General features: G+C 64.3%; 19 protein-coding genes. 13 read left to right on the forward strand and 6 right to left on the reverse strand.

Features of this window, described 5'->3' with window-relative positions:
* Positions 1-342: 342 nt before the first annotated feature.
* Positions 343-3,588, forward strand: coding sequence for a hypothetical protein (locus QX132_RS01740; RefSeq protein ID WP_316159923.1), 3,246 nt, complete (start codon positions 343-345; stop codon positions 3,586-3,588).
* Positions 3,589-3,923: 335 nt separating this feature from the next.
* Here the strand turns inward: QX132_RS01740 and QX132_RS01745 are convergent, their stop codons facing one another.
* Entirely contained in the window at positions 3,924-4,814 is an 891-nt protein-coding gene (locus tag QX132_RS01745) for an SDR family oxidoreductase (protein ID WP_316159924.1), read from the reverse strand.
* Between the two features lie 91 nt (positions 4,815-4,905).
* On the opposite strand from QX132_RS01745, the gene QX132_RS01750 reads away from it, so the two are divergent.
* On the forward strand, positions 4,906-5,733 hold the full coding sequence (locus tag QX132_RS01750; RefSeq protein WP_315780445.1) for a helix-turn-helix transcriptional regulator: 828 nt from the start codon (positions 4,906-4,908) through the stop codon (positions 5,731-5,733).
* A gap of 79 nt (positions 5,734-5,812) precedes the next feature.
* Here QX132_RS01750 and QX132_RS01755 read toward each other — a convergent pair whose 3' ends face one another.
* Entirely contained in the window at positions 5,813-6,046 is a 234-nt protein-coding gene (locus QX132_RS01755) for a cysteine rich repeat-containing protein (protein WP_315798791.1), read from the reverse strand.
* Between the two features lie 29 nt (positions 6,047-6,075).
* Between QX132_RS01755 and xth the strand changes: the two genes are divergently transcribed.
* Positions 6,076-6,846, forward strand: a complete 771-nt coding sequence (gene xth / locus QX132_RS01760) for an exodeoxyribonuclease III (protein WP_315798790.1) — start codon at positions 6,076-6,078, stop codon at positions 6,844-6,846.
* Positions 6,847-7,091: 245 nt separating this feature from the next.
* On the opposite strand, the gene QX132_RS01765 is transcribed toward xth, so the two are convergent.
* Positions 7,092-7,385 carry a GlsB/YeaQ/YmgE family stress response membrane protein gene (locus QX132_RS01765; protein ID WP_315712445.1) on the reverse strand — a complete coding sequence of 98 codons (294 nt, stop codon included), beginning with the start codon at positions 7,383-7,385 and terminating at the stop codon, positions 7,092-7,094.
* A gap of 348 nt (positions 7,386-7,733) precedes the next feature.
* On the opposite strand from QX132_RS01765, the gene QX132_RS01770 reads away from it, so the two are divergent.
* The 5 genes from QX132_RS01770 to QX132_RS01790 all read left to right on the forward strand — a co-directional run bounded on the left by QX132_RS01770 (position 7,734) and on the right by QX132_RS01790 (position 15,225).
* Entirely contained in the window at positions 7,734-9,518 is a 1,785-nt protein-coding gene (locus QX132_RS01770; RefSeq protein WP_316159925.1) for an amidohydrolase, read from the forward strand.
* Positions 9,519-9,597: 79 nt separating this feature from the next.
* On the forward strand, positions 9,598-11,094 hold the full coding sequence (locus tag QX132_RS01775) for an amidase (RefSeq protein ID WP_315777472.1): 1,497 nt from the start codon (positions 9,598-9,600) through the stop codon (positions 11,092-11,094).
* A 73-nt stretch (positions 11,095-11,167) separates the two neighbouring features.
* Positions 11,168-11,521 carry a hypothetical protein gene (locus tag QX132_RS01780; RefSeq protein ID WP_315777471.1) on the forward strand — a complete coding sequence of 118 codons (354 nt, stop codon included), beginning with the start codon at positions 11,168-11,170 and terminating at the stop codon, positions 11,519-11,521.
* Between the two features lie 317 nt (positions 11,522-11,838).
* A complete protein-coding gene (locus QX132_RS01785) occupies positions 11,839-13,647 on the forward strand; it encodes an amidohydrolase (protein WP_315777470.1) in 1,809 nt (602 codons plus the stop codon).
* A 72-nt stretch (positions 13,648-13,719) separates the two neighbouring features.
* Entirely contained in the window at positions 13,720-15,225 is a 1,506-nt protein-coding gene (locus tag QX132_RS01790) for an MFS transporter (protein ID WP_315777469.1), read from the forward strand.
* On the opposite strand, the gene QX132_RS01795 is transcribed toward QX132_RS01790, so the two are convergent.
* Both QX132_RS01795 and QX132_RS01800 read right to left on the reverse strand, forming a co-directional pair.
* Positions 15,222-16,010, reverse strand: coding sequence for an LssY C-terminal domain-containing protein (locus QX132_RS01795; protein WP_410052842.1), 789 nt, complete (start codon positions 16,008-16,010; stop codon positions 15,222-15,224). The genes QX132_RS01790 and QX132_RS01795 overlap by 4 nt on opposite strands.
* Before the next feature lie 280 nt (positions 16,011-16,290).
* Positions 16,291-16,593, reverse strand: coding sequence for a hypothetical protein (locus QX132_RS01800; protein WP_315777467.1), 303 nt, complete (start codon positions 16,591-16,593; stop codon positions 16,291-16,293).
* Positions 16,594-16,845: 252 nt separating this feature from the next.
* Here QX132_RS01800 and QX132_RS01805 point away from each other — a divergent pair, with 252 nt between their 5' ends.
* From QX132_RS01805 to QX132_RS01825, 5 genes are all read left to right on the forward strand, one after another.
* The gene (locus tag QX132_RS01805; RefSeq protein WP_315777466.1) at positions 16,846-17,571 is read left to right on the forward strand and encodes a sulfite exporter TauE/SafE family protein; all 726 of its coding nucleotides are present in this window, start codon (positions 16,846-16,848) and stop codon (positions 17,569-17,571) included.
* Between the two features lie 19 nt (positions 17,572-17,590).
* A complete protein-coding gene (radA, locus tag QX132_RS01810) occupies positions 17,591-19,081 on the forward strand; it encodes a DNA repair protein RadA (RefSeq protein WP_315777465.1) in 1,491 nt (496 codons plus the stop codon).
* A gap of 173 nt (positions 19,082-19,254) precedes the next feature.
* The gene (locus tag QX132_RS01815; protein WP_315739453.1) at positions 19,255-19,881 is read left to right on the forward strand and encodes a CvpA family protein; all 627 of its coding nucleotides are present in this window, start codon (positions 19,255-19,257) and stop codon (positions 19,879-19,881) included.
* 59 nt (positions 19,882-19,940) lie between these two features.
* Positions 19,941-21,437 carry an amidophosphoribosyltransferase gene (gene purF, locus QX132_RS01820; protein WP_315739370.1) on the forward strand — a complete coding sequence of 499 codons (1,497 nt, stop codon included), beginning with the start codon at positions 19,941-19,943 and terminating at the stop codon, positions 21,435-21,437.
* 283 nt (positions 21,438-21,720) lie between these two features.
* Positions 21,721-22,464, forward strand: a complete 744-nt coding sequence (locus QX132_RS01825; RefSeq protein ID WP_315777464.1) for an SDR family NAD(P)-dependent oxidoreductase — start codon at positions 21,721-21,723, stop codon at positions 22,462-22,464.
* A gap of 61 nt (positions 22,465-22,525) precedes the next feature.
* Here QX132_RS01825 and QX132_RS01830 read toward each other — a convergent pair whose 3' ends face one another.
* Positions 22,526-22,828 carry a hypothetical protein gene (locus QX132_RS01830; RefSeq protein ID WP_316159926.1) on the reverse strand — a complete coding sequence of 101 codons (303 nt, stop codon included), beginning with the start codon at positions 22,826-22,828 and terminating at the stop codon, positions 22,526-22,528.
* Between the last annotated feature and the right edge of the window lie 2 nt (positions 22,829-22,830).

Raw genomic sequence — 22,830 nt, forward strand, 5'->3', positions numbered from 1 at the left:
CCGTCCGCGGGACTTCCATCAAAGTACAGGGTTGACAAGATCCCGTTGGGGAGCACCATTTCGTCTGACTCGGCCTTCTATAAGGAATACCAGTGTCGGCCGAGCGACCAGTTTTCTGGTTTCACGTGGTGTCAAAAGCAGCGAACCGAGCGCGCCCCGCGAGGAGAGTATCTCTCGTCGTACAGTATGTTGCACACCGAAAACGGACGAGTTTACTACCTTAATCGCTCTCTGGATCCTGCCTTCTTTGACCCCGGAGAGGTCAGCAGCGACATCGAGCGGTTGTCGCGGACCTACGGCGAGCAACCGCGGATCCTTCCCAGGCCTCAGCATACCGTTGGAGTGAGCGGCGTCATCGCCTATTGGGGCAATGTCATTCTTGAGCCGCTGAATGCTACCGCCATTGCGACGGTTGCTTCGGGACGCAGTCCCGGTGGCATGCTCGTGGATTTCGCCGGCAACTACCAGGAATCCATACGTCAAGATCTTCCAATATATAGGGTCGCCGGCGGACCCGGCTTTGTCTGGGCAGAAAGCCATGATGCCAATGGGCGTGGACGGCTCCGCTTTTTTGCAATCGATGCGTCCACTCTGTCCGCGCCATCGACCAAGAGTCCACAGGCCAATGCTGACCCGTCGCCTACGCCCGATCCATGGAAGGATTGCCAGTCTTCCGACACCGAGACGCGCCTCGCAGGCTGCACCAGGGTGATCGACGCAAAAGGTCCCGACCGGGTCCGCCTTGCGGACGCCTTCGATGGCCGCTGTTCCGCCTACAACCAAAAGCAGGCTTTTCAACCCGCGCTGTCCGACTGCAAGACTGCCATCGATCTCAATCCGAAATACTCTTACGCCTACGCCAATCTTGGCGCGGCATATCTGGGCCTCAATGACTCTGCTGGCGCTCTCTCGGCCTTGAACAAGGCGATCGCGCTGAAGACAAACTTCATTTGGTCTCGCCTCAGCCGAGCAAAGGCACTCGAGGCCTCCGGTGCGAACACCGAAGACGCACTCAGAGACTATCAGTACGCCCTGCTGATAGATCCGACAAATCAGGTCGCCAAAGACGGCGTGGCAAGACTGATGGCGGACCCGACATCATCAAAAGATGACGCCGAGTCCTGTTTTGGCGCCCCGAACGAACGACCAGTTTACATCGCCGCGAGCGCAGCCGCCTCGTCTGCAACGACGCTGGAAATGGCTATCTCGGCCATCTCTTCGAGCACCCAAACCTATCGTGCCAAACTGGACGCCCAACTGCTCAAAATCGACCGGCTGACCCGAGACGTCGAGGCAGCCGATAGACAACAGTCGGTTCTCACAGGGCCGCCCGACGAACGCAGGAAGATTGTGAATGACGTCCAAAGGCTCAGTGATTCCGTCAGCGAAAGCCAAGCCCGGCTGAATGCCCTATCCGGAAAGATTTCCGAGCGCGAGGGCGAGCTCAAGACGGGGCCGTCCAAAGCGCGGCAAAAGGAAATCACTCGGGAACTGGCGAAGCTGCGGTCCACGTTGGCGGCCGCTGAGCAGGAACTGAATCAAAAGACTTCGGAGCGTGACGACGCATCTGTACGGGCTCAGCAGCGAGGCGCCGACATCGCCAAGGCTCTGGTGCGGTTGGAGGCGATCCGCGCCACCAAAGACGGCGCCGAAAGCTGCGCACGCCAAATCAAGGCCGGCATCGACGTGCTCGACCAAAAGGCAGACGAGATCCGACAGAAGCAAAGGGAGGAGACCGCAAAAGCTCTGCAGGTCAGCGCTGAAAGTCTGCTGAGCGATCTATCCGAGTTCGCGAAAAAGAATGCCAGTCTCGTGCCTCTTGAAGTCGGGCCGCTCGTCGCGGCATTGAAAGGAGCGCTCAGCACCAGGGATCCAGTCAAAACTTCGGACGCGTTTTCCACCTTGCAACGCCGCCTCGACGAAATTCCGGAGTTCAAGCCTTTTCGAACGTCTAGGGACGAGGCACGCGAGGAAGCTGCGAGGGCGGAACTGGATCAACTTTCGGATACGACGCGAACCATGGCGGACTTTGTTGAGAGCTACGCAAAACGAAATATCACGTCGGATAACGCGCAGGATCTCATCAAGCTGAAGGGCCGCCTTTCGGAAGCACTCGTCAGGCCGGAGACGGACGCCCTCAAGCAGACTATTTCAGATTCCGAGCAAGAGTTGGGGCGACTGCACCTCGAACAGGAATACCGCGACTATCGCACCAAACATCCAATTCAGAGCCGGAGCTCCATCCCAGCGGCAACCGGCCGAAACCGGCTTCTCGTCGAGGGACCTCTCGATGAAACGTTGATCCTCGTGAACGAAAGCGGCCAAGCGGGCGTCGTGCGAAACATGCGAGGCGACCTTGTGTTCGATCGAGGTAGCGCAACATTGTGCTTCCTTCACGAGAACAACCTGGACGCCTTCGGCATGTCGGAGCTGAAGGGTAAGGTTGTCGAAAAAGGTGCCCGTACCGTCGGCGTCTCAGCTTCCCCATGTGAGGCGGATAGCCTGGGGCGCTACGATCTGGTCGCGGTCAACCGGGGCCTCTTTGCGACTCTCCCGGCCAAGGTCGCCAGCGCCGTTCTAAAGGCAGTGGACAGGGGTGCTTTCGCGCTGCTTGGCAGTGTCAGCGAGCGCGAGTTGCAGAACGCGAGGAACGCAGACAGCATCAAGAGCCTGCAATTGGAGAACGATCTGCAAAGAAAGGCGATCGACGGCTTCGGTCTTGTCTCCATTGCGAACGGAACGTCGGTCGTATGTCAAACGGTCGCTGATCGGGAGAAAGCTCATGAGAGTCTCATCGAACGCGCATCCGATCGACTGCAGGTTGAGCTAGGGTCCTCCCCAAAGGTGATCTCCACGTCGATCGAGAGCGCCTTTGTATCGGCGAAGCGCGGTCAGTGTGGAGCGATCTACGGCGCATCCAAGGATCTGCGAGAGTTGATTGCGGGCTTGCAGCGGGACAAGCTCAACTATCACGTTCTGCCGATCTGGTTGACGCCCGCCGACGTCGAGGCCGAGGCGAAAAACGTCGCAGAAGCCGAAGCCAGATCATTGCGCGAAAAGCGACAGTTGGAGCAGAAGAAAAAGGACGACCAGTACCGTGAAGAACTCCAGAGTAGACAGTCTGACGCCGAAAAGCGCGACCGCCAGGAAAGGCTTCAGAAGGAGAGCGGAGCGTTAGCACGAGGACTGCAAGAGCTCATCACGGATCATGTCAAGGAATTCGCAGCACAGGGCAGCGAACGCGATGACAAGACCTATGTGAGGCAATGGTGGCCCGCACTGGCAACGTGGTATCGGGAAAGGATCGCGGGCAAGTGGGAATTGGAGGACGTCTCAAGTGAGTTGCGCGACTACGGAACCGTAAAGTGGAAGAATCGGATTCTTGAGGCCGGATTTGTCGCGCTCACATTCAAGATGAAGAACAGGGGACTCGGTGAGCATGAGCAGAAGTGTTTCACCGTCGGATATGTGGCGGACCGCGAATTTGAAGTGGCGCGAGACCCCATTGCTGTCCCCTGTGAAGACGAAGGTGCAGTCAGCAGGTATAAGCTCGCGCTCGAATTCTCAAGTAAGTGGCTTGCCAACTGAGCCAAAGCTCCCTCGCGGCTTTCAGCCGGGCGTTATCCGTGCTGGAGCGAACTCCGCCCGCTCCAGCACCAGATCGTAGCCGGGTTATTGGCCGAGGCCGCCAGGCTCGACGTTGCCTGGCGATGAACGCGCCTGGATCGCTGTCTCTTCCTGGCTTGTCGGGCAAGAGCATCGTTGTCCACTCTGGGACGTCCGTGACGCAACGACTACACGACTCAACGTCGGGTGCTGGGCTTTTCAATCTCAGATTGGCAAAGAACTCTTAACGGCCAACAGCCGGCAGCCGCACAGATCGTGGCGGAGCGCGAACGCGCGCCGACAGTCGCGGCCGGCGCTCACGGCTTGAAATAACCCGGCTGGCCGATGTCGGCGATCAGGCCGATGCCCTCGGGCGTCCAGCCCAGGCGCTGCTGTGTCAGGATGCTGGAGGCCGGCATGTCCAGGCCCGCGAACATCGCCAGCGGTCCGTAATAATCGCCCGCCTCGTCCTGCCTGATCGAAACGACCGCCACGTTCAGCGCGCGGCCGATCACCTCGATGACCTCGCGCATCGGGACGCCTTCCTCGCCGACGGCGTGGTAGATCGCGTCTGCAATGCCCTTCTCCAGGGCGAGCCGGTAGATGCGGGCGACATCCGATCGGTGCGCCGCGGCCCAGCGCTCGGTGCCTTCGCCGACATAGGCTGCGCGGCCCTTCTGCCTCGCGAGCTCCACCAGATAGGAGATCAGCCCGGCCTTTCCGGGCGCGCCGTGCACCTGCGGCAGGCGGATCGCCATCGCGCGCACGCCACGCGATGCATAGGCCAGGCCGGCCTGCTCGGACACGCGCGGGACATGCGCTGACGACTCGCGCCGCATGTCTTCGGTGACCACCACGTTGGCCGCAACGAGCCCCGTTCCAGAGGTGACGATGAACGGCTTGTTCGTACCGGCCAGCACGTCGCCCATGGCTTCGATCGCCGCCTTGTCGATCGCGCCGTTCTCCGCGAATTTGGCGAAGTCGTGGATGAAGGCGAGATGGATCACGCCGTCGGCATCCGTCGCGCCGCGCTTCAGGCTGTCGAGGTCCTGCAGCGAGCCGCGATGAACCTGCGCGCCCAGTTGCTCGAGCGTGCGGACGTTCTCGGCGGAGCGCGCGAGGCCGATGACCTGATGCCCGCCGGCGATCAGCTCCTTCGTGGTTTCGGAGCCGATGAATCCGGCGGCGCCGGTGACGAATACGCGCATGAGACACACTCCCTGTTCAGACCGCCGGGATATTGCTAGGCTGCTCATGCGGGTAAAGTCGTGACTTTATACGGGTATAATCGCTAACAGGATGACGGACGCTAACCCTCTCGGGACCTATCTCAGGGATCGCCGCGCCAAGCTCGATCCGACCGCCTTCGGCCTGCCGCTGCAGCGGCGGCGAACGCCGGGGCTTCGGCGCGAAGAGGTGGCGCAACGCGCCAATGTGAGCGCCACCTGGTACACCTGGCTCGAGCAAGGGCGCGGCGGCGCGCCCTCCGCCGACGTGCTGGACCGCATCGCTCGCGCCATGATGCTGACCGACGCCGAGCGCGAGCATCTGTTCCTGCTCGGTCTCGGCCGGCCACCCGAAGCCCGCTATCACGCGATCGACGGCATCTCACCCCGTCTCCAACGCGTGCTCGACACGCTGGAATACAGTCCCGCCTTCGTTCGCACGGCGACATGGGACATCCTCGCCTGGAACAGGGCGGCTGCGGCTGTCCTCACCGACTACAGCACCCTGCCGGAGGACCAGCGCAATGTTCTGCGCATGATGTTCCACGACAGCCGTGTCCGCGCAGCACAGCCCAACTGGCAGGCCGTGGCGCGCTATGTGGTCGCGTCCTTCCGCGCCGACGTGGCGCGCGCCGGTGCGGCCCGCAATGTCCAGTCGCTGGTCGATGAGCTCTGCGCGACGAGCCCGGAATTTGCGGCGATGTGGCGCGACAACGACGTGCAGGGACGGCATGGCGATGGCGTGAAGGTCCTGCAGCATCCCATCGCCGGATCGCTCTCGCTGGAATTTTCGGGCTTCGCCGTCGATGGCCGGCCCGACCTCACCATGGTGATCTACAATCCCGCGACGCCGGCGGATGCGGACAAGATCCGCGCGCTCGTGACGTCACGACCGAAATAGCCACACAACCGCACTCGGCTCGCGCGCCTCGCTCGCCAGCGTCGACCGGGGGATGCGCGGAAGCGCGACGTCCCCGCGGCTAGTCCTTCTTCGCGGCGTCGAGCACCTTCTTGCAGGCGTCGGCGAGCTGGGCATAGTTGCGCGTCAGGCAGGCGATGATGCGGCCGCCGCCGGGGAGCACATCGCTGCAGAACCTCGCGTAGTCGACCTGACACGCGGCGCGCTGCTCGTCGGTCGGCAGCAGCTGCGCGCGGGCCGCATCCGCAAGGCCCAGCAACAGCGTGAACAAAATGGCGATTGCGAGCTTGGACATCAGGCCTTCCCCTCAATGCAACGGGCATCATGAAGATCGCGACCTTCAACATCAACAATGTCCGGCGGCGTCTCCCCAACCTGCTGCGCTGGCTGGGCGCGGCCAGGCCCGACGTCGTCTGCCTGCAGGAGCTGAAATGCACCCAGGCCGATTTCCCCGTCGATGAGATCGCCAAGGCCGGCTACAGCGCGGTGTGGCAGGGGCAGAAGACCTGGAATGGGGTCGCGATCCTCGCCCGCAAGGCCGAGCCGGTGCTGACGCGCACTGCCCTGCCCGGCGATATCAGGGATCGCGAGGCGCGCTACATCGAGGCCGCCGTGCGCGGCATCGTCGTCGGCTGCATCTACTTGCCGAACGGCAATCCGCAGCCGGGACCGAAATTCGACCACAAGCTCGCCTGGTTCAAGCGGCTGCACAAGCACGCGGCTGATTTCATCAAGGACGACCTTCCGGTCGTGCTCGCCGGCGACTACAATGTCGCGCCTGATACGCTCGACATCTACCCGACGAAGTCATGGGACAAGGATGCGCTGGTTCAGCCGAAGAGCCGCGCCGCCTACAAGACGCTGGTCGATCAAGGCTGGTGCGACGCGATCCGCACCCTGCATCCGGAGGCGCCGATGTTCACCTTCTGGGACTACAAGCGCAACCGCTGGCCGCGCGACGCCGGCCTGCGGCTCGATCACCTGCTGCTGAGCCCGAAACTCGCGCCGCGCCTTAGCAAGGCCGGCGTCGACCGCTTCATCCGCGGCGAGGACGGCGCCAGCGATCACGCGCCGGCCTGGATCGTGCTGAAATAGTCCGAAGGTCGAGAAGGGTACCCCGCCGAGCTGCGTTCATCGGAGATCACTCTGGCCGATCGCGCCCCGGTGAATGTGACGTCGACTGGGAGCGTTACGCCGCGCGCCGTCAGGCCCGTCCCGCATCCATGATCGCGTGCGCGAGCCGCGCCGGATCGGAGAAGCACAGCTCATGGGCTTCGGCATCCGCCCGCGCGACTGGCGGGCGGAGACCGCGCGTCACTCCGGCTGTCGACCGCCTGCGGTCAGCGCGGACTCCGTTCGCGAGCCGCGCCCCACAACCAGATTGCCGCCAGCAGGACAAGCGAGCCGACGAACGCCGCGACGACGTCGCGCAGCGAAATGACGATGCTGCCCATGCCTGGAAACAGCCCAAACAGGTTGAACAGGACACCACCAATGAGGGCGCCGACGCATCCCAATCCGATGTTGGTCAGAAGCCCGAAACCTGCTCGGCGGCGCTTCACCAGGATTCCGGCAAGGCCGCCGCCAATCAAGCCGACGACGAGCCAAGTCCCTGCATGTGCCAGTGTGAACATTCTTCACTCCGTCGGTCTGCCGTCGCCCCTCAGTTGGAGCATCACGGCCAGAATCGTGCACTTGCAGGTTACATCGATTTCGTTGCCATCAACTGAACTCTGCAGCTCGGATGAGTTCGTAACCCAATCGCAAGCTGGTCGATGCGCAGGCCGGCGTCCACCGAAATGATAGTCATTCGAATCCAATCGTCTCGAACACGCGCGGCTGATGCGAACGCTTCGCACGCAAAGGGCTACGTAGTTCCCCCGAGTTCATACAATCCTCGGAATCGGGAAGAATGCGTTTCCCGCAGAGCGTGCAAGGGTGAATGTATGTGCATCGCATGCAACTGGGCAAGATTTCGTGGTTTGCTCAAGCCTGATTTTGACACCGTCAACGAGGCCGAGCCGTCACGACGCCGGTTCCTACAGACAGGCGCGGCGTTCGCTGCGGCCGGCGTTGCCTCGGTGTCCGCTCCGGCGAACGCCGAGGCACGAACCATCGGCGGCAAGGCCGACATCGTGTTTCGCAACGGCCCGGTCTACACCGTGAACGGCGGCCGGGAATGGGCCCGCGCGGTCGCCGTCAAGCAACAACACATCGTCTATGTCGGCGATGACGCGGGCGTCCGGTCCTTCATCGGCCCAAAGACCCGCGTCGTCGATCTCGCCGGCAGGATGCTGCTGCCCGGTTTCGTGGAAGGACACATCCATCCGATAGCGGGCGCTGTCGTGACTCGGGGTGTCGATCTTCAATACGACACAAGGGAGGAGATGCTCGACGCCCTGAAGGCCTATCGCGCCAAGCTGGGCCAGGCCGGCATCGTCCGCGGCTTCGGCTGGCGCTATAACGCCTTTCCGCCGACCGGCCCGCGCAAGGAGGATCTCGATCAGATCTGGCCGGACACGCCGGTCTTTCTCGTCGGGATCGATGGCCATTCAGCCTGGGTCAATTCCAAGACGCTGGCGATTGCCAAGGTGACCAAGGCGACCAAGGATCCGTTGCCCGGCTACAGCTACTTCGAGCGGGACCCGGCCTCGGGAGAGCCGACCGGCTATCTGGTCGAGCCACCGGCGATGTTTCCGGTCCTCAACGCGGTCTCGCCGTTCACGCCCGGCTATATTGCGGACTCGCTCGCACAGTGGCTGCCGAAGGCGTCGGCGGCCGGCATCACCAGCGTGTTCGATGCCGGACTGCTCGTTCTCCCCGAGGAGACCGGCTACAAGCTCTATCAGGACCTGGAGCGCAAAGGGAAACTGCCGTTCCGTGTGGTCGGATCGACCTACCACAACAATCCGGCGATCGACCCCGTGCCGATCGCGAAGGCCCTGCGTCGACGCTTCAATTCCGAACTGGTGCAGGCCCCCGTTCTCAAGCTCAACATCGACGGCGGCGAAGCCCAACGGACCGCCGCATTGCTGGCCCCCTATAGCGACGATCCGAGCACGAGCGGCGAGACGCTGGTCCCGCCGGATCAGTTCAAGGACATCATCCGCCGCGCCGACAGGGCGGGCCTCAATATTCACATCCATTCCTACGGTGATCGCGCCAACCGCCTGTCGCTGGACGCGTTCGAAGCCGCGATCAAGGTCAATCCGCCGCGCGATCGCCGGCACACGCTGGCGCATCTCATATTTGTTTCGCCTGACGATCTGCCGCGCTTCGCCAAGCTCGGCGTCACCGCGCAGTTCTCCGCCCAATGGTCGGTGGCGGATGCCTATTGGCAGGGCGTGATGCGGCCGCGCGTCGGCGCGCGCGCCGAGCAGGCGTTTCGCACCGGCTCGATCCTGCGTCATGGCGCCAACATCTCGCTCGGCACCGATTGGCCGGCCGCCGGCTATTACAGCACCTACAAGCCGCTGGATGCGATCGAGATCGCGACCACGCGGCGGGAGTTGAACAAGCCGGATCAGCCGGCCTTGGTGCCGCTCGACGAGCGGATCAGCCTCGAAGAGGCGATCCGCGCCGCCACCATGGGCCCGGCCTATCAGCTCGGGCTCGACCAGAAGGTCGGTTCGATCGAGGTCGGCAAGCTCGCCGATCTGATCGTGCTTGAAAGAAACCTGTTCGAAGTCGCCCCGCACGATATCCACAACACAAAGGTGCTGATGACCGTCATGAACGGTCAGGTCAGGCATGAACAGCGAAGCTGAATCCAGCGACGTCTCGGACCGTCACCTTCAGGGCCACATCGACAAACTCAGACCGATTCCCGGAAATACGGAGGCGTATATGATTGACAGAAGAACGCTCATCAAAGGCGCGGGAGCGGCGTTGGTCGCGTCCGGACTCGATTTGCCGGCCGCGCGCGCCGAGTCCGCCGATCCGCTCTGCTATGCGTCGGTCGCCGATCTCATCGCCATGTTCCGGGCCCGCAAGGCGTCGCCGGTCGATCTCTTGAAGGCGCAGATCAAGCGGATCGAAGCCTACAACACGAAGGTCAACTGCATCACCTACGAGCATTTCGATCAGGCGCTCAAGGAGGCCAAGCTGTCCGAGGACCGCTATCGGCGTGGCACCGCAAGGCCGCTCGAAGGGATCACGGTGGCCATCAAGGACGAATTCTCCAGACCGGGCTGGCGGATCACACAGGGCTCGCTCCTCTTCAAGGACTCGCCGCCCGCAACGGAAAACTCGGCCATCACCGACTCGCTCGAGGCCGCCGGCGCCGTCATGCCATTCCAGACGACCGTGCCGGAATTCTACCTCTTCCTCGGCGCGTCCACCCGCGCCTGGGGCACGACACGCAATCCGTGGAATCTCGAATACTCTCCGGGCGGGTCGTCGGCGGGATCGGGCGCGGCGCTGGCCGCAGGCTTCACGACGCTCGCCATGGGCTCGGACATGGGCGGCTCGATCCGAATTCCCGCCTCACAATGTGGTCTCTATGGCTTCAGGCCGCCGTTCGGACGCGTGGCTGGTGGGGAAATCCCGTTCTCGACCTCGGGCCCGATGGCGCGGCGCTTCGACGACCTCGTCCGCCTCCAGAACGCGATCGTCGGTCCGTCCGAGCGGGTGATGGCCGCGATGCGCCCTCGCCTCGACTATCCCACCCGTTATCCGCGCCTTTCCGGGTGGCGCATCGCCGTGGATTGGGGCGCCGGCATTGCGGACGTCATACCGTCCGTGAAGGCTGCGATGCTGAGAGGAATCGAGGCGCTGCGCGCCGCGGGGTGCACTGTGGACGAGGTCGACTGCGGCTTCACGAAGGCCCACAAGATGGTCTTCATCCGTGGGCTGATGTCGACGTCCATCGGCACTGCGATCGAGATCTCGAATGCGCATCGCGATCAGCTCTCGCCCTACATGACCGAAATGCTCGACCAGGTCGGCGCGGTCGGACCGCGCCAGGCCGAAGAAGCCGAAGAGCTGCTGCAGCGGCTGCACCGCCAGGTGCAGCAGCGCGTGTTCGGCAAGGGCTACCGCATTCTGCTCATGCCGACCATGGCAACGCCTCTGGTCAGGGCCGACATGTTCAAGAGCAAGGAAAACAAGGTCGACCCGTGGGTGGGCACCGGTCTGGGCTTGGCGCTGACGTGGCACTGGAATCTGCTCAACCGCTATCCGGTCGTCGATGTCCCGCTCGGCGTGGTCGAGGACCGCATGCCCTCGGGCATGCAGGTGATCGGCCAGACCTACACCGATCTCGACACGTTCCAGTTCGCGTCGAACTGGTCTCGCCTGCGGCCGTCACTGTTCGCCGGCGGGCAATTTCCGACCTTCGCCTGACTCCATAGCGGCCGGAACGGTGCAGATGCGAGACAACGGATGCGAGAGCAGCGCTTCGACAGTGAGGTCGGCCATGACTCCGAGAATTTTTCGACGAGCGGTTCTCCTGTTCCTGATCTCAGCGCTGTACCCAGGCGCCGGCGCCTCGGCACAGCAGAGGACGCCATCGCTCGAAGATCTCGCCAAGGCGGCGCAAAACCCGATCGCGGATACGATCAGCGACGGGCTGGAGAATATCGCCATGCCGAACACGGGTGCGTACCGGCAGACGGCTGACGTTCCGGTCGGCGCGGGAATAGGCAAGCTCTTCATGGTCGACAAGCAGCCGGTCAACGCCGAGATCGGTGTCTACTACAATGTGCTGAGGCCGGACCTGGCATCGCGGTGGCAGTTTCGCGCCAACCTGGCTTTCCTGTTCCCGAAGTGACGGTGCTCGGGACCAGGCATCGGTGGGATCGATGACCTCCACGGCATGAATGACACCCTCGCGCTCGGGCGACGCATAGACGATGAGTCGTTGCGGCGGTCCTCCTTTTCTCTGTCTGAAAGCATTCGATTTGAAGTTTATCCATCAACAGGAAACGAAGACTTCAGTATGCGTGCTGGCGCTCGACGCCGCCGAGATTGACTTGATCGTTGTCAATCTTGGCGGGTGCTGAGTGAAGTAGTTTCAGCGTCTGACTCGGCAATCGTGCAGCTCACCCGGAGCGCGGAATTTTCGGAGCAGGACTTCGGAGCAGGACAATGTGCATTGCATGCGGCTCAGCCATCGGTTCGCTGTTTGCGGCATCGAAGTCGGAGCGCGGCGGACTGACCCGTCGCCAGATGGTCGCGACCTCGGCTGCGGCCGCGGCATTCGTCGCTGCCTCGGCTCCGGCCTGGGCCGCCTCCAGCAGCACGACCATCTTTCGCGGCGGGCGCGTCTACACGGTGGACGACTCCCTGCCCTGGGCCCAGGCCGTCGTCGTCAAGGGAGACACGATCGTCTACGTCGGCGACGACGCAGGCGCGATGAAGTTTGCCGGACACGGGGCTGACGTCATCGACCTCAAGGGGCGCATGCTGATGCCGGGCTTCGTCGAGGCGCATTGGCATCTTTGCACGCTGGCCTTCGCCCGCGGCGCCTGGGTCAACGAGGAAGATCCCGAGCGCATCTACGCGATCCTGCGCGACTACGCGAAGACGCACTCCGACGAAAAGTTCATTCTGGGCTTCGGCTGGATCGCTGGCGCGTTTCCCGCCTCGGGTCCGCGCAAGGAGCCGCTGGACGAGATCTTCCCTGATCGGCCGGTCCTGCTCGTCAGTTGCGATCTGCACGCCTACTGGGTCAATTCCAAGCTGCTGGAGATGGCCGGCATTACGAAGGATACCCCGCGCGACGTCGTGCCCGGCTCCTCCTGGTACGAAAAGGATCCCAATGGCGTGCCGACCGGGTTCATTTCGGAAGTGCCTGCGCTGTTCGCGGTGCTCAAGGCGCTGGAAAAGCACGGCATCGAACCATTCGGCCTGAAGTCGACCGCCGCCGCGATCGAGGAATGGCAGCCCAGGCTGGCAGCCGCCGGCATCACCACCTTCTTCGATGCCGGCTTCAGCGCCTGGCCGACCGAGCAGCATCACGGTTTCGACATGCTGGTCGAGCTCGAGAAGCGCGGCAAGCTGTTGCAGCGCGTGATCGGCAGCCTGTATCACAATGATCCCAGCGTCGATCCGCTGCCGATTATCCGGGCCTATCGAAAACGTTATCGCACACCGCTCGTCAAGGCGGACGTGCTGAAGCTCATCGTCGATGGCACCGAGTTGAGCCGCACGGCCTATCTGCTGGATCCCTATGCCGGAAGTCCGGATTGGCGCGGCGAAACATTGTTCCCGTCGCCGGTGTTGAACCGCATCCTGCGCCAGGCGCATGCCGAGGGAATCGATACGCACCTTCACGCCGTCGGCGATGCCGCCGTCCGCATGAGCCTGGATGGATACGAAGCCGCCTTTGGCAAGAACGGCCCTGGCAACCGCCGTCATACCATCTGCCACGCGTTCCTCACCGCGCCATCGGACATTGCGCGCTTCAGAAAGCTCGGCGTGATCGCGAATACGCAGATCCAATGGGGCGTGCCGGATGCCAGCCAGCGTCGCGTCCGCGAGATCTACGGCGACGAGCGCTGGAGCCGCATGTACACCTTCAAGACGTTCATCGACGAAGGCGTCACGGTGTCGTTCGGCATGGATGCGCTGGCGACCGGCTCGAAGGTCGTCGTCAAGCCACTCGAGGCGTTGCAGGCCGGCCATACGCGTCAGGAGCCGGGCAAGCCCGACGGCCTGGTCCATCCGCCCGCGACCGAACGCCTGGGCCTGCCGGACCTCATCCGAGGCTACACCATCAACGGAGCCTACCAGCTTCGCATGGAGGACAAGATCGGCTCCATCAAGGTCGGCAAGCTGGCCGATCTGATCGTGCTCGAGAACAATCTGTTCGATGTCGGGCCGCACGACATCGGCAAGGTCAATATTCAGCTGACGATGATGAACGGCCGGATCACGCATCGTAGTGGAATCTGAGCGGGAGCGGTGAACGTGCTCGAGACGACGAACGCGCCGAATGAACAACGGGTTGCGCAGGCGAGCGCGCCGATGTCGAAACGTAATCGCTGGCTCATCCTCCTGACCGTCTCCAGCGCGCTGGCGCTCGTCGTGATCGACATGACGGTGCTCTATACGGCGCTGCCGAGCCTGACCCATGAGCTGGCTGCAACGGCCTCGGAGAAATTGTGGATCGTCATGGCCTACGGGCTCGTCGTCGCCGGCCTGCTTCCCGGCTTCGGCTCGCTCGGCGATCGCGTCGGGCACAAGAGGACGTTCGTAGCCGGCCTCATCGTCTTCGGACTGGCCTCGGTCGTGGCCGCCTATTCGCCGACCGCCATGGCCCTGATCGGCGGACGCGTCCTGCTCGCGATCGGCGCCGCGCTGATGATGCCGGCGACGCTGTCGATCATTCGCATCACCTTCTCCGATGATCACGAACGGGCGCTCGCCATCGCGATCTGGGGAGCCGTTGCGTCCAGCGGGGCGGCCGTCGGCCCCTTGGTCGGCGGTGTCCTGCTGGAATATTTCTGGTGGGGCTCGGTCTTTCTGATCAACGTGCCGCTCGTCGTGCTGGCGCTGATCGCCGGCCTGCTGCTGATTCCTGCACCGGCCGATCGTGCTGAGCGCGACTGGGACCTCCTCGGTTCAGTGCAGGTGATGGCCGGGCTGATCGGCTTCGCCTACGTCGTCGAGGAGCTCGGCAGTCGCCAGTCTTCCTATGTCGTCCTTGCCGGCACGGCTGTCGCGACGGTCATCATGTTGACGGTGTTCGTACGCCGTCAATTGCGTCTCGAGAATCCTTTGCTCGACTTCACCCTGTTCCGAAACGTCGAGTTCACGCTCAGCGTGATCACCGCGATCGTGGCTTCACTCGCCATTGCGGGGACGGAGCTCGCGATCAGCCAGCGCCTGCAACTCGTCCTCGGCTATTCGCCGCTGCAGGCGGCATTGTACATCCTTCCGGCCCCGCTCGGTGCCTTCATCGGCGGGCCGCTCGCGAGCCTGATGCTCCGTCGCGTCCGAGCCGCCACCACGATGTCCGGCGCGCTGTTGATCGCAGGCATCGGCGCGGCCGGCTACCTGCTCTGCTACAACGCCAGCCTGGCGCTGCAACTGATCTGCATCGCGGTCAATGGTCTAGGGCTAGGAGCATCCATCGCCGCCGCCTCCAACGCTGTGATGAATCACGCACCTGAAGGCCGCGAAGGCATGGCCGCGTCGATCGAGGAGGTGTCGTTCGAGCTCGGCGGCACAATCGGCATCAGCATTTTCGGAAGCATTCTATCCGGAGTCTATACGGCGTTCATGGTTCTGCCCGACGGCCTCGGCATTCCCGCCGTTGCGCGCGACAGCATCGACGAGGCGCTGATCGCCGCCGAGCGGCTGCCGACCGAGCTCGCTGCCCTCGTCACCTCGCACGCTCATCGCGCCTTCGATCAGGCGTTCCTGACTGTCGTCTGCGTTGCGATGGTCGTCCTGCTCTGCACCGCCTTCCTGGTCCGGCCCCGAGCAGAGCGAACGACCTCGAACGCGGCTCGTCAGCAAGTCCACTAGGCCGGCGACGAAGACCCCTCATGCGCGTCGGCATTGGCGGCGATCACCACGCTCGCCAACGCGATGTCGCCGTCCGATACGTAGTGATTGACCCGCTCGGGCAGACTCCGGCCGGCCTTATAGAGCTCGACGGTCTCGATCGATCGTGTTCTGATCAATTCGGCCATGATGTAGTCCCGCTCCGCATTCGCATCCGGATCGGTGGCGTGCGTGATCTGAAAGGTCAGTCGGGTGAGCGACAGGCCCGTATCCTTCGTGCCGGCACCGACCCAGAGGACGGACTCATCGGCCGCAGGCGTGTCGGTCGTTAACCAGAAATCGCCAGCGTTCCAGCTCTTCTCGGCGTGGGCGAGGTCAACGGCCCAGAACCGGACGTGATGACGCTTTCGCGGACTATTGCCGATGGCTTTCTGAAAGCCGATATCCTGGCCGCGACCGAACAGATAGAGGGTGCTGAAAGGAGCAGTGGGGTACGGCCTGGCGAGGACGAAGGCGCGGACCATGGCGCACGAGCTTGCCAGCCCCAATCGGTCCGCCTCGCACCAACCGATCGCAGCAAAGCTCGCGCGGAGCTGTCGAAGCGTGCCGATCAGGGCGAGATTGACGGGGTCGCCGGGCAATCCATCGCCGGTGATCGTGTAGCTGGGCACCCTCCGACTCTGAAGGATCCTGAGACTCAATCGGATCACGCGTGGCAGAACGACATAGGCCGCGATTGCGTAGCTGACGCCGACGGCGGCAATCCAGGGCAGCCTGCGGTCCGCCGTCTCGAACACCACGAACACGATCAGCCAGACCGTGAAGATCCCGAGCCCGGCGACCAGCACGCGTTGCATGAGGCGTAAGAGCAGTCGCACTGGATCGGTCCGGTGAAAACGAGGTGATCAGCAATCGCGTTTTCGGTAGGGTGTCCGATCTTCTCTTCGTTGGCAACACCGCACGTGAAGGCACGAGGCGGCCCGGTCGCCGGCGCTATGACGAGGTTGTCCGCCCTGGGTTGCTCGACATTCGTCTGCGGCGGCACGCAGCCCCGAGCCAGCCCAAAGACAGCCGGACTGCGCGTGCTTACGCCGACAGCCGCTCGGCGTTGGCCGCGACATAATCCCGATAGAGATCGACGACCGCGGCCGGGCTCGCGCCGGCCATCAGCTTCGCCGTCGCCTCCAGGGCTGCAGCGATCTTTTCGCTGACCATCAGCTCCGCCTCCTCGCCCGCATCGGCTTCGCCGCGCGCGATCTTTTCCAGCCGGAGCCGGATGACCTCGCCGGCTTCCATGGCCAGCATCGCGGCCGTGAACCAGGGGAACTCCGCATCGGCGGTTGCCGTCAGGGACGGCCGCATCTGCAAAGACATCGGGGTTTTGCTCATCGTCATCGTCCGAGAACATCAGCGGACGTGCGAGGAATACGCTTCAACTTTTAATGATGCGGACGCACAATCATCGACGATTTCGAGTCGACACGAACCGCCGATTAACCACACGGCGCAGCTTCTCCCCGTCATTTGCGCGCGGAGCGAAACAATCCAGAATCCCTCCGTGGAGACAGTCTGGATGGCTTCGCTCCGCCGCTCCGCTCGCTATGACGTGGGGATAGAGCTCGTCTGCTGGAGGCGACAATCTTGGGCTTCCTGTTCGTGCTCGCGATAGGCCTCGTTGCCGGCACCTTGTCCGGCATCGTCGGCACCGGCTCGTCGATCATGCTGATGCCGGTGCTGGCGTACGAGTACGGCCCGAAGGAGGCCGTGCCGATCATGGCGGTGGCCGCCGTCATGGCCAACCTGTCGCGCATCCTGGCATGGTGGCGCGAGGTCGACTGGCGCGCCTGCGCAGCCTATTCGGTCACCGGCATTCCGGCCGCCGCACTCGGCGCGCGCACCTTGCTGATCCTGCCGTCGCAGGCGGTCGATATCACGATCGGCCTGTTCCTGATGGCGATGGTGCCGGTACGGCATTGGCTGACGCGGCACGACCTCAAGGCCAACCTCTGGCACCTCGCGCTCGGCGGTGCGGTGATCGGATTTCTGACCGGCATCGTGGTCTCGACCGGGCCGCTCAGCGTGCCGCTGTTCCTGTTCTATGGGCTGTCGAAGGGCGCCTTCCTCGCCACCGAGGCTGCGAGCTCGCTCGGGCTCTATGTCTCGAAATCCATCACCTTCCAGCGCTTCGGCGCGTTGACGCCGGACATTCTGCTCAAGGGCCTGATCGCCGGCGGCTCGCTGATGGCTGGCGCCTTCGTCGCCAAACGCTTCGTGCTGCACATGAAGCCCGATGTGTTCCGCGTGGTGATGGATGGCATCATGCTGGCCGCGGGCCTAAGTATGTTATGGAACGCCACCCACTCCTGACGGCACCGATTCTCACCTCATGGCCAAGACCACGCTCTCCTTCGTCTGCCAGAACTGCGGCGCGGCCTATTCGCGCTGGCAGGGCAAATGCGAGGCCTGCGGCGAGTGGAACACGCTGGCGGAGGAAGACACGACGGGCGCGACCTCCGCGCCGGTGTCGCTGCGCTCCAAGCGCAAGGGCCGCACGTTCCAGCTGGAATCGCTCACCGGCAAGAGCATCGACGCGCCGCGGCTGTCGTCGGGCATGACCGAGCTCGACCGCGTCACCGGCGGCGGCTTCGTGCGCGGCTCGGTGCTGCTGGTCGGCGGCGATCCCGGCATCGGCAAATCGACGCTTCTGACCCAGGCGACCTCGATGCTGGCGCGCGCCGGCCATCGCGCGGTCTACATTTCCGGCGAGGAAGCTGTCGCCCAGGTGCGGCTGCGCGCCGAGCGCCTCGGGCTTGCGGATGCGCCGGTACAACTGGCGGCTGAGACCTCGGTCGAGGACATCATCGCGACCCTGTCGGAAGGCGGCGTGCCGCGACTGATCGTGATCGATTCGATCCAGACGATGTGGACCGACACCGTCGAATCGGCGCCGGGCACGGTTACCCAGGTGCGCGCCTCGGCGCAGAAGCTCATTCGCTTCGCCAAGAAATCCGGCGCCGCCATCATCCTGGTCGGCCACGTCACCAAGGACGGCCAGATCGCCGGCCCCCGCGTCGTCGAGCACATGGTGGACGCGGTGCTGTCGTTCGAGGGCGAGGGCTCGCAGCAGTTCCGCATCCTGCGCGCCGTCAAGAACCGGTTCGGCCCGACCGACGAGATCGGCGTGTTCGAAATGACCGGATTGGGTCTGCGCGAGGTCACCAACCCCTCCGAGCTGTTTCTGTCCGAGCGCGATCTCGGCAGCCCCGGCACGGCGGTCTTTGCCGGGATCGAGGGCACCCGCCCCGTGCTGGTCGAAATCCAGGCCCTGGTGGCGCCGACCTCGCTCGGCACGCCGCGCCGCGCCGTCGTTGGCTGGGATCCGAGCCGGCTGTCAATGGTGCTGGCCGTGCTGGAGGCGCATTGCGGCGTCAAGCTGTCGGGCCACGACGTCTATCTCAACGTCGCCGGCGGCCTGCGCATCAACGAGCCGGCGGCGGATCTCGCCGCGGCCGCAGCTCTGGTCTCCTCGCTGGTCAACGCGCCGCTGCCGCCCGATGCGGTCTATTTCGGCGAGATTTCGCTGTCGGGCGCGGTCCGCCCGGTGGCGCAGACCTCGGCGCGGCTGAAGGAGGCCGCCAAGCTCGGCTTCGGCCGCGTCGTGCTGCCGGAGCGCGCCCGCGGCGAGGCCGGCGGCGATGCCGGGCTCAGCCTCAATACCGTCGGCGGATTGACCAGCCTGGTCGCCGACATCGCCGCGCGAGGCACGCCCCGCGCCCGCCACGACGGCAGCCGGGACGAGGGTGAGCAGGGCCGCCGTGGCCCCAGCCATGCCGAAAAAAATGCCACACCAGCGAGATTCCGCCGCCAGGACGGCTAGCCGGACCGTGACGTTCGCGTGACTCGCCGCTATACAACGCCGCAACCGGGCGCCCACGCGGGATGGTGCAGCGTCCGGACTTGCCGGGGAACCCTGCTCTCCTCCGCCTGGAGGGGCGGTCCTCCGTCAATTCGAAGCGAACCTTGGACCTGACAAGCGGACCTGAGCAGCCGATGCCGATAACGATCCTCGATCTCATCCTGCTCGGCGTGATGCTGGTGTCGGGGCTGCTCGCGATGGTCCGCGGCTTCATGCGCGAGATCCTGTCGATCGCCGCGTGGGGCGCGGCGGCCCTGGTCACGCTTTATTCATTCTCGAAGCTGCTGCCGACCGCCAAGACCTATTTCAACAACGATACCGTCGCCAGCGTCGTGGTCGTTGCCGGTACTTTCGTGGGCACCCTGCTCATCGTCTCGGTGATCACGGTCAAGATCTCCGACATGATCCTCGATTCGCGCATCGGCGCGCTCGACCGCACCCTGGGATTCCTGTTCGGACTGGGCCGTGGCCTCCTGATCGTGGTCGTCGCCTTCCTGTTCTTCAGCTGGCTGGTGCCGGACAAGCAGCGTCCGGACTGGGTCACCGGGGCCAAGTCCCGCGTGGTCCTGCAGGGAACCGGGGATTGGCTGATGTCGCTCTTGCCTGATGATCCCGAGAACACCATTTTAAAGAAATTCAAGAAGAACAAGCCGGACGACGACCAGACTGACACCGAGTCGCCCGGAGTGGGCGGCGATGGGTACAGCAAGCCTGCCCGCGACAGCTTGAAGAAGCTGATCGAGAAACCCGCGGCCAAGTGAGCCTAGCCCAGAAGAGAGGCGCGATGGACCAGCACCACGATTCTTCCGGCGAAGCCCAAATGGACTCCCACGCGGATCTGGACTTCGGACCTCAAGCCTACCTCAGAGACCCAGACCTTGACGGAGACACGCTGCGCGAAGAGTGCGGCGTGTTCGGCATTTATGGGCACAATGACGCCGCCGCGATCACCGCGCTCGGCCTGCATGCGCTCCAGCATCGCGGCCAGGAGGCAGCCGGCATCGTCTCCTACGATGGCGCGCGCTTCCACAGCGAGCGCCGCCTGGGTCTCGTCGGCGACACCTTCTCCCGCCGCGAGGTGATCGAGCGCCTGCCCGGCAATGCCGCGATCGGCCACGTCCGCTACGCCACGACCGGCGCGACCATCCTGCGCAACGTGCAGCCGCTGTTCGCCGAGCTCAATGCCGGCGGCTTCGCGGTCGGCCACAACGGCAACCTCACCAACGGCCTCACCCTGCGCCGCGAGCTGGTGCGCGCCGGCGCCATCATGCAGTCGACCACCGACACCGAGGTGATCCTGCATCTCGTCGCGCATTCCCGCCGCACCAACTTCATCGATCGCTTCATCGAGGCGCTACGCGCGCTCGAAGGCGCCTACTCGCTGGTCTGCATGACCAACAAGAAGCTAATCGGCGCCCGCGATCCCCTCGGCATCCGCCCGCTGGTCTATGGCGAGCTCGAAGGCTGCCCGATCCTGGCGTCGGAGACCTGCGCGCTCGACATGATCGGCGCGCGCTACATCCGCGACATCGAGCCGGGCGAGGTCGTGATCTTCGACGAGACCGGCGCGCACAGCCACAAGCCGTTCCCGCCGAAGCCGGCGCGTCCGTGCGTGTTCGAATACATCTATTTCGCGCGGCCCGATTCCGTGGTCGGCGGCCGCTCGGTCTACGAGGTGCGCAAGGCGTTCGGCGCGCAGCTCGCGCGCGAGAGCCATCCCGACGTCGACGTCGTGGTGCCGGTGCCGGACTCCGGCGTGCCGGCGGCGATCGGCTACAGCCAGCATTCCGGCGTGCCGTTCGAGCTCGGCATCATCCGCAATCACTATGTCGGCCGCACCTTCATCCAGCCGACCCAGGCGATCCGCGAATCCGGCGTGCGCATGAAGCACTCGGCCAACCGCGCCGCGATCGAGGGCAAGCGCATCATCCTGATCGACGACTCGCTGGTGCGCGGCACCACTTCGCGCAAGATCGTGCGCATGATGCGCGACGCCGGCGCCACGGAGGTGCATTTCCGCCTCGCCTCGCCGCCGATCCTCTACCCCGACTATTACGGCATCGACCTGCCGGACCGTGGCGGCCTCTTGGCGGCGACGCATTCGCTCGAGGAGATGCGCGAGCTGATCGGCGCGGATTCGCTGGCGTTCCTGTCGATCGACGGCATGTACCGCGCCATGGGCGAGCCGGCCCGTGATCCGGCCGCACCGAAATACTCCGACCACTGCTTCACCGGCAGCTATCCCACCCACCTCACGGACCAGGCGATGGTCGAGTCGACCCAGCATCAGCTGTCGCTGTTGGCCGAGGCGAGCTGAGGTTCTTTCCACACGCAGTCATTCCGGGGCGATGCGCAGCATCGAACCCGGAATCCCGAGCTTGCTGATCCCCGTATCATCTCCAGATTCCGGGTTCGAGGCCTGCGGCCTCGCCCCGGAATGACGATGCGTCGTGAGCTGTCGTCCCGGCCAAAACCGGGACCCATCATCGCCAGCCGTCATTGGCGGGCAGGACTAGCCACAGACAGCCAACTCCCTCATAACCGCCGCGGAGTATGGGTCCCGGCTTTCGCCGGGACGACGACGTCAGAGATTTGCGACCATGACCCTTCCCCTCGCCTCCCGTATCGCTCTCGTCACCGGCGCCTCGCGCGGCATCGGCCATGCGACCGCCCGCGCGCTCGCCCGCGCCGGTGCGCATGTCGTCGCCGTTGCCCGCACCCAGGGCGGGCTGGAGGAGCTCGACGACGAGATCCGGAAAGAGACCGGCAACGGTGCCACCTTGGTGCCGCTCAGCATGACCGATAGCGACGGCATCGCTCGGCTCGGCGCCGCGCTGCACGAGCGCCACGGCAAGCTCGACATTCTCGTCGGCAATGCCGCCGTGCCCGGCCCGTCGTCGCCGCTCGGCCATATCGACCTCAAGCCCTGGAACGACGTCGTCGCCGTCAACCTCTCCGCCAACTTCCAGCTGATCCGCTGCATGGAGCCGCTGCTGAAGGCCTCCGACGCCGGCCGCGCGGTGTTTCTCACGTCAGGCGCCGCCCACAAGGCCCAGGCCTATCTCGGCCCCTACGCCGTCACCAAGGCCGCGCTGGAGACGCTGGCACGGGTGTGGGCGCATGAGACCGAGCGGACGCCGCTGCGCGTGAACCTGTTCAGCCCGGGCCCGATCCGGACCCGCATGCGCGCCACGGTGTTCCCCGGCGAAGATCCGATGACGCTCGAAACGCCGGAGCAGGTCGCCGAGTTCATCGTGCCGATGTGCCTGCCGTCGTGGACCGAGACCGGCAAGCTCTACGAGTACAAGACGCGCACCCTGAAGAGCTTCCAGCCGCCGGCGTAGCCCTGCGCAACCACCGTCATTCCGGGGCAAGGCCGCAGGCCTTGAATCCGGAATCTCGTTACTATCTTGCGGTCGGATTGGCGGCAGCAGAGTTTGCCGCGGAAGGCTTGGCCGCCGCAGCCTTGTCCGCAGCCGGCGCCTGACGATCGCGCACTGCCGTCAGCTCCTTGCGCAGCTTCTCCTGCTGCTCCGGCGTCAGCACCGGGCGCTGGTCGTCATGCGGCACGTCGTTCACCGGGAGATAGTTGTACGTATTGCCGTACTGCGCCGTGTCGGACGATGGCGTCGTGCCCGAGGTCGCGCAGCCGCCGAGCAGCACGGACGTCAACAGCGCCGCACTCCCCAGCGCCGAACGCAAGGTCACGT

The organism is Bradyrhizobium sp. SZCCHNRI20481 (assembly GCF_032485055.1).
Taxonomy (GTDB): Bacteria; Pseudomonadota; Alphaproteobacteria; order Rhizobiales; family Xanthobacteraceae; genus Bradyrhizobium.

Excerpts from the sequence above, each read along its gene's own strand:
- QX132_RS01745 (WP_316159924.1), bottom strand. The coding sequence starts at position 4,814 with ATGCGCGTATTCGTCACCGGCGCCGCCGGATTCATCGGCTCCGAAACC.
- QX132_RS01825 (WP_315777464.1), top strand. The coding sequence starts at position 21,721 with ATGACCCTTCCCCTCGCCTCCCGTATCGCTCTCGTCACCGGCGCCTCG.
- QX132_RS01750 (WP_315780445.1), top strand. The coding sequence starts at position 4,906 with ATGACGGACGCTAACCCTCTCGGGACCTATCTCAGGGATCGCCGCGCC.
- xth (WP_315798790.1), top strand. The coding sequence starts at position 6,076 with ATGAAGATCGCGACCTTCAACATCAACAATGTCCGGCGGCGTCTCCCC.
- QX132_RS01790 (WP_315777469.1), top strand. The coding sequence starts at position 13,720 with ATGTCGAAACGTAATCGCTGGCTCATCCTCCTGACCGTCTCCAGCGCG.
- QX132_RS01780 (WP_315777471.1), top strand. The coding sequence starts at position 11,168 with ATGACTCCGAGAATTTTTCGACGAGCGGTTCTCCTGTTCCTGATCTCA.
- QX132_RS01765 (WP_315712445.1), bottom strand. The coding sequence starts at position 7,385 with ATGTTCACACTGGCACATGCAGGGACTTGGCTCGTCGTCGGCTTGATT.
- QX132_RS01755 (WP_315798791.1), bottom strand. The coding sequence starts at position 6,046 with ATGTCCAAGCTCGCAATCGCCATTTTGTTCACGCTGTTGCTGGGCCTT.
- QX132_RS01800 (WP_315777467.1), bottom strand. The coding sequence starts at position 16,593 with ATGAGCAAAACCCCGATGTCTTTGCAGATGCGGCCGTCCCTGACGGCA.
- QX132_RS01785 (WP_315777470.1), top strand. The coding sequence starts at position 11,839 with ATGTGCATTGCATGCGGCTCAGCCATCGGTTCGCTGTTTGCGGCATCG.
- purF (WP_315739370.1), top strand. The coding sequence starts at position 19,941 with ATGGACTCCCACGCGGATCTGGACTTCGGACCTCAAGCCTACCTCAGA.
- QX132_RS01775 (WP_315777472.1), top strand. The coding sequence starts at position 9,598 with ATGATTGACAGAAGAACGCTCATCAAAGGCGCGGGAGCGGCGTTGGTC.
- QX132_RS01815 (WP_315739453.1), top strand. The coding sequence starts at position 19,255 with ATGCCGATAACGATCCTCGATCTCATCCTGCTCGGCGTGATGCTGGTG.
- radA (WP_315777465.1), top strand. The coding sequence starts at position 17,591 with ATGGCCAAGACCACGCTCTCCTTCGTCTGCCAGAACTGCGGCGCGGCC.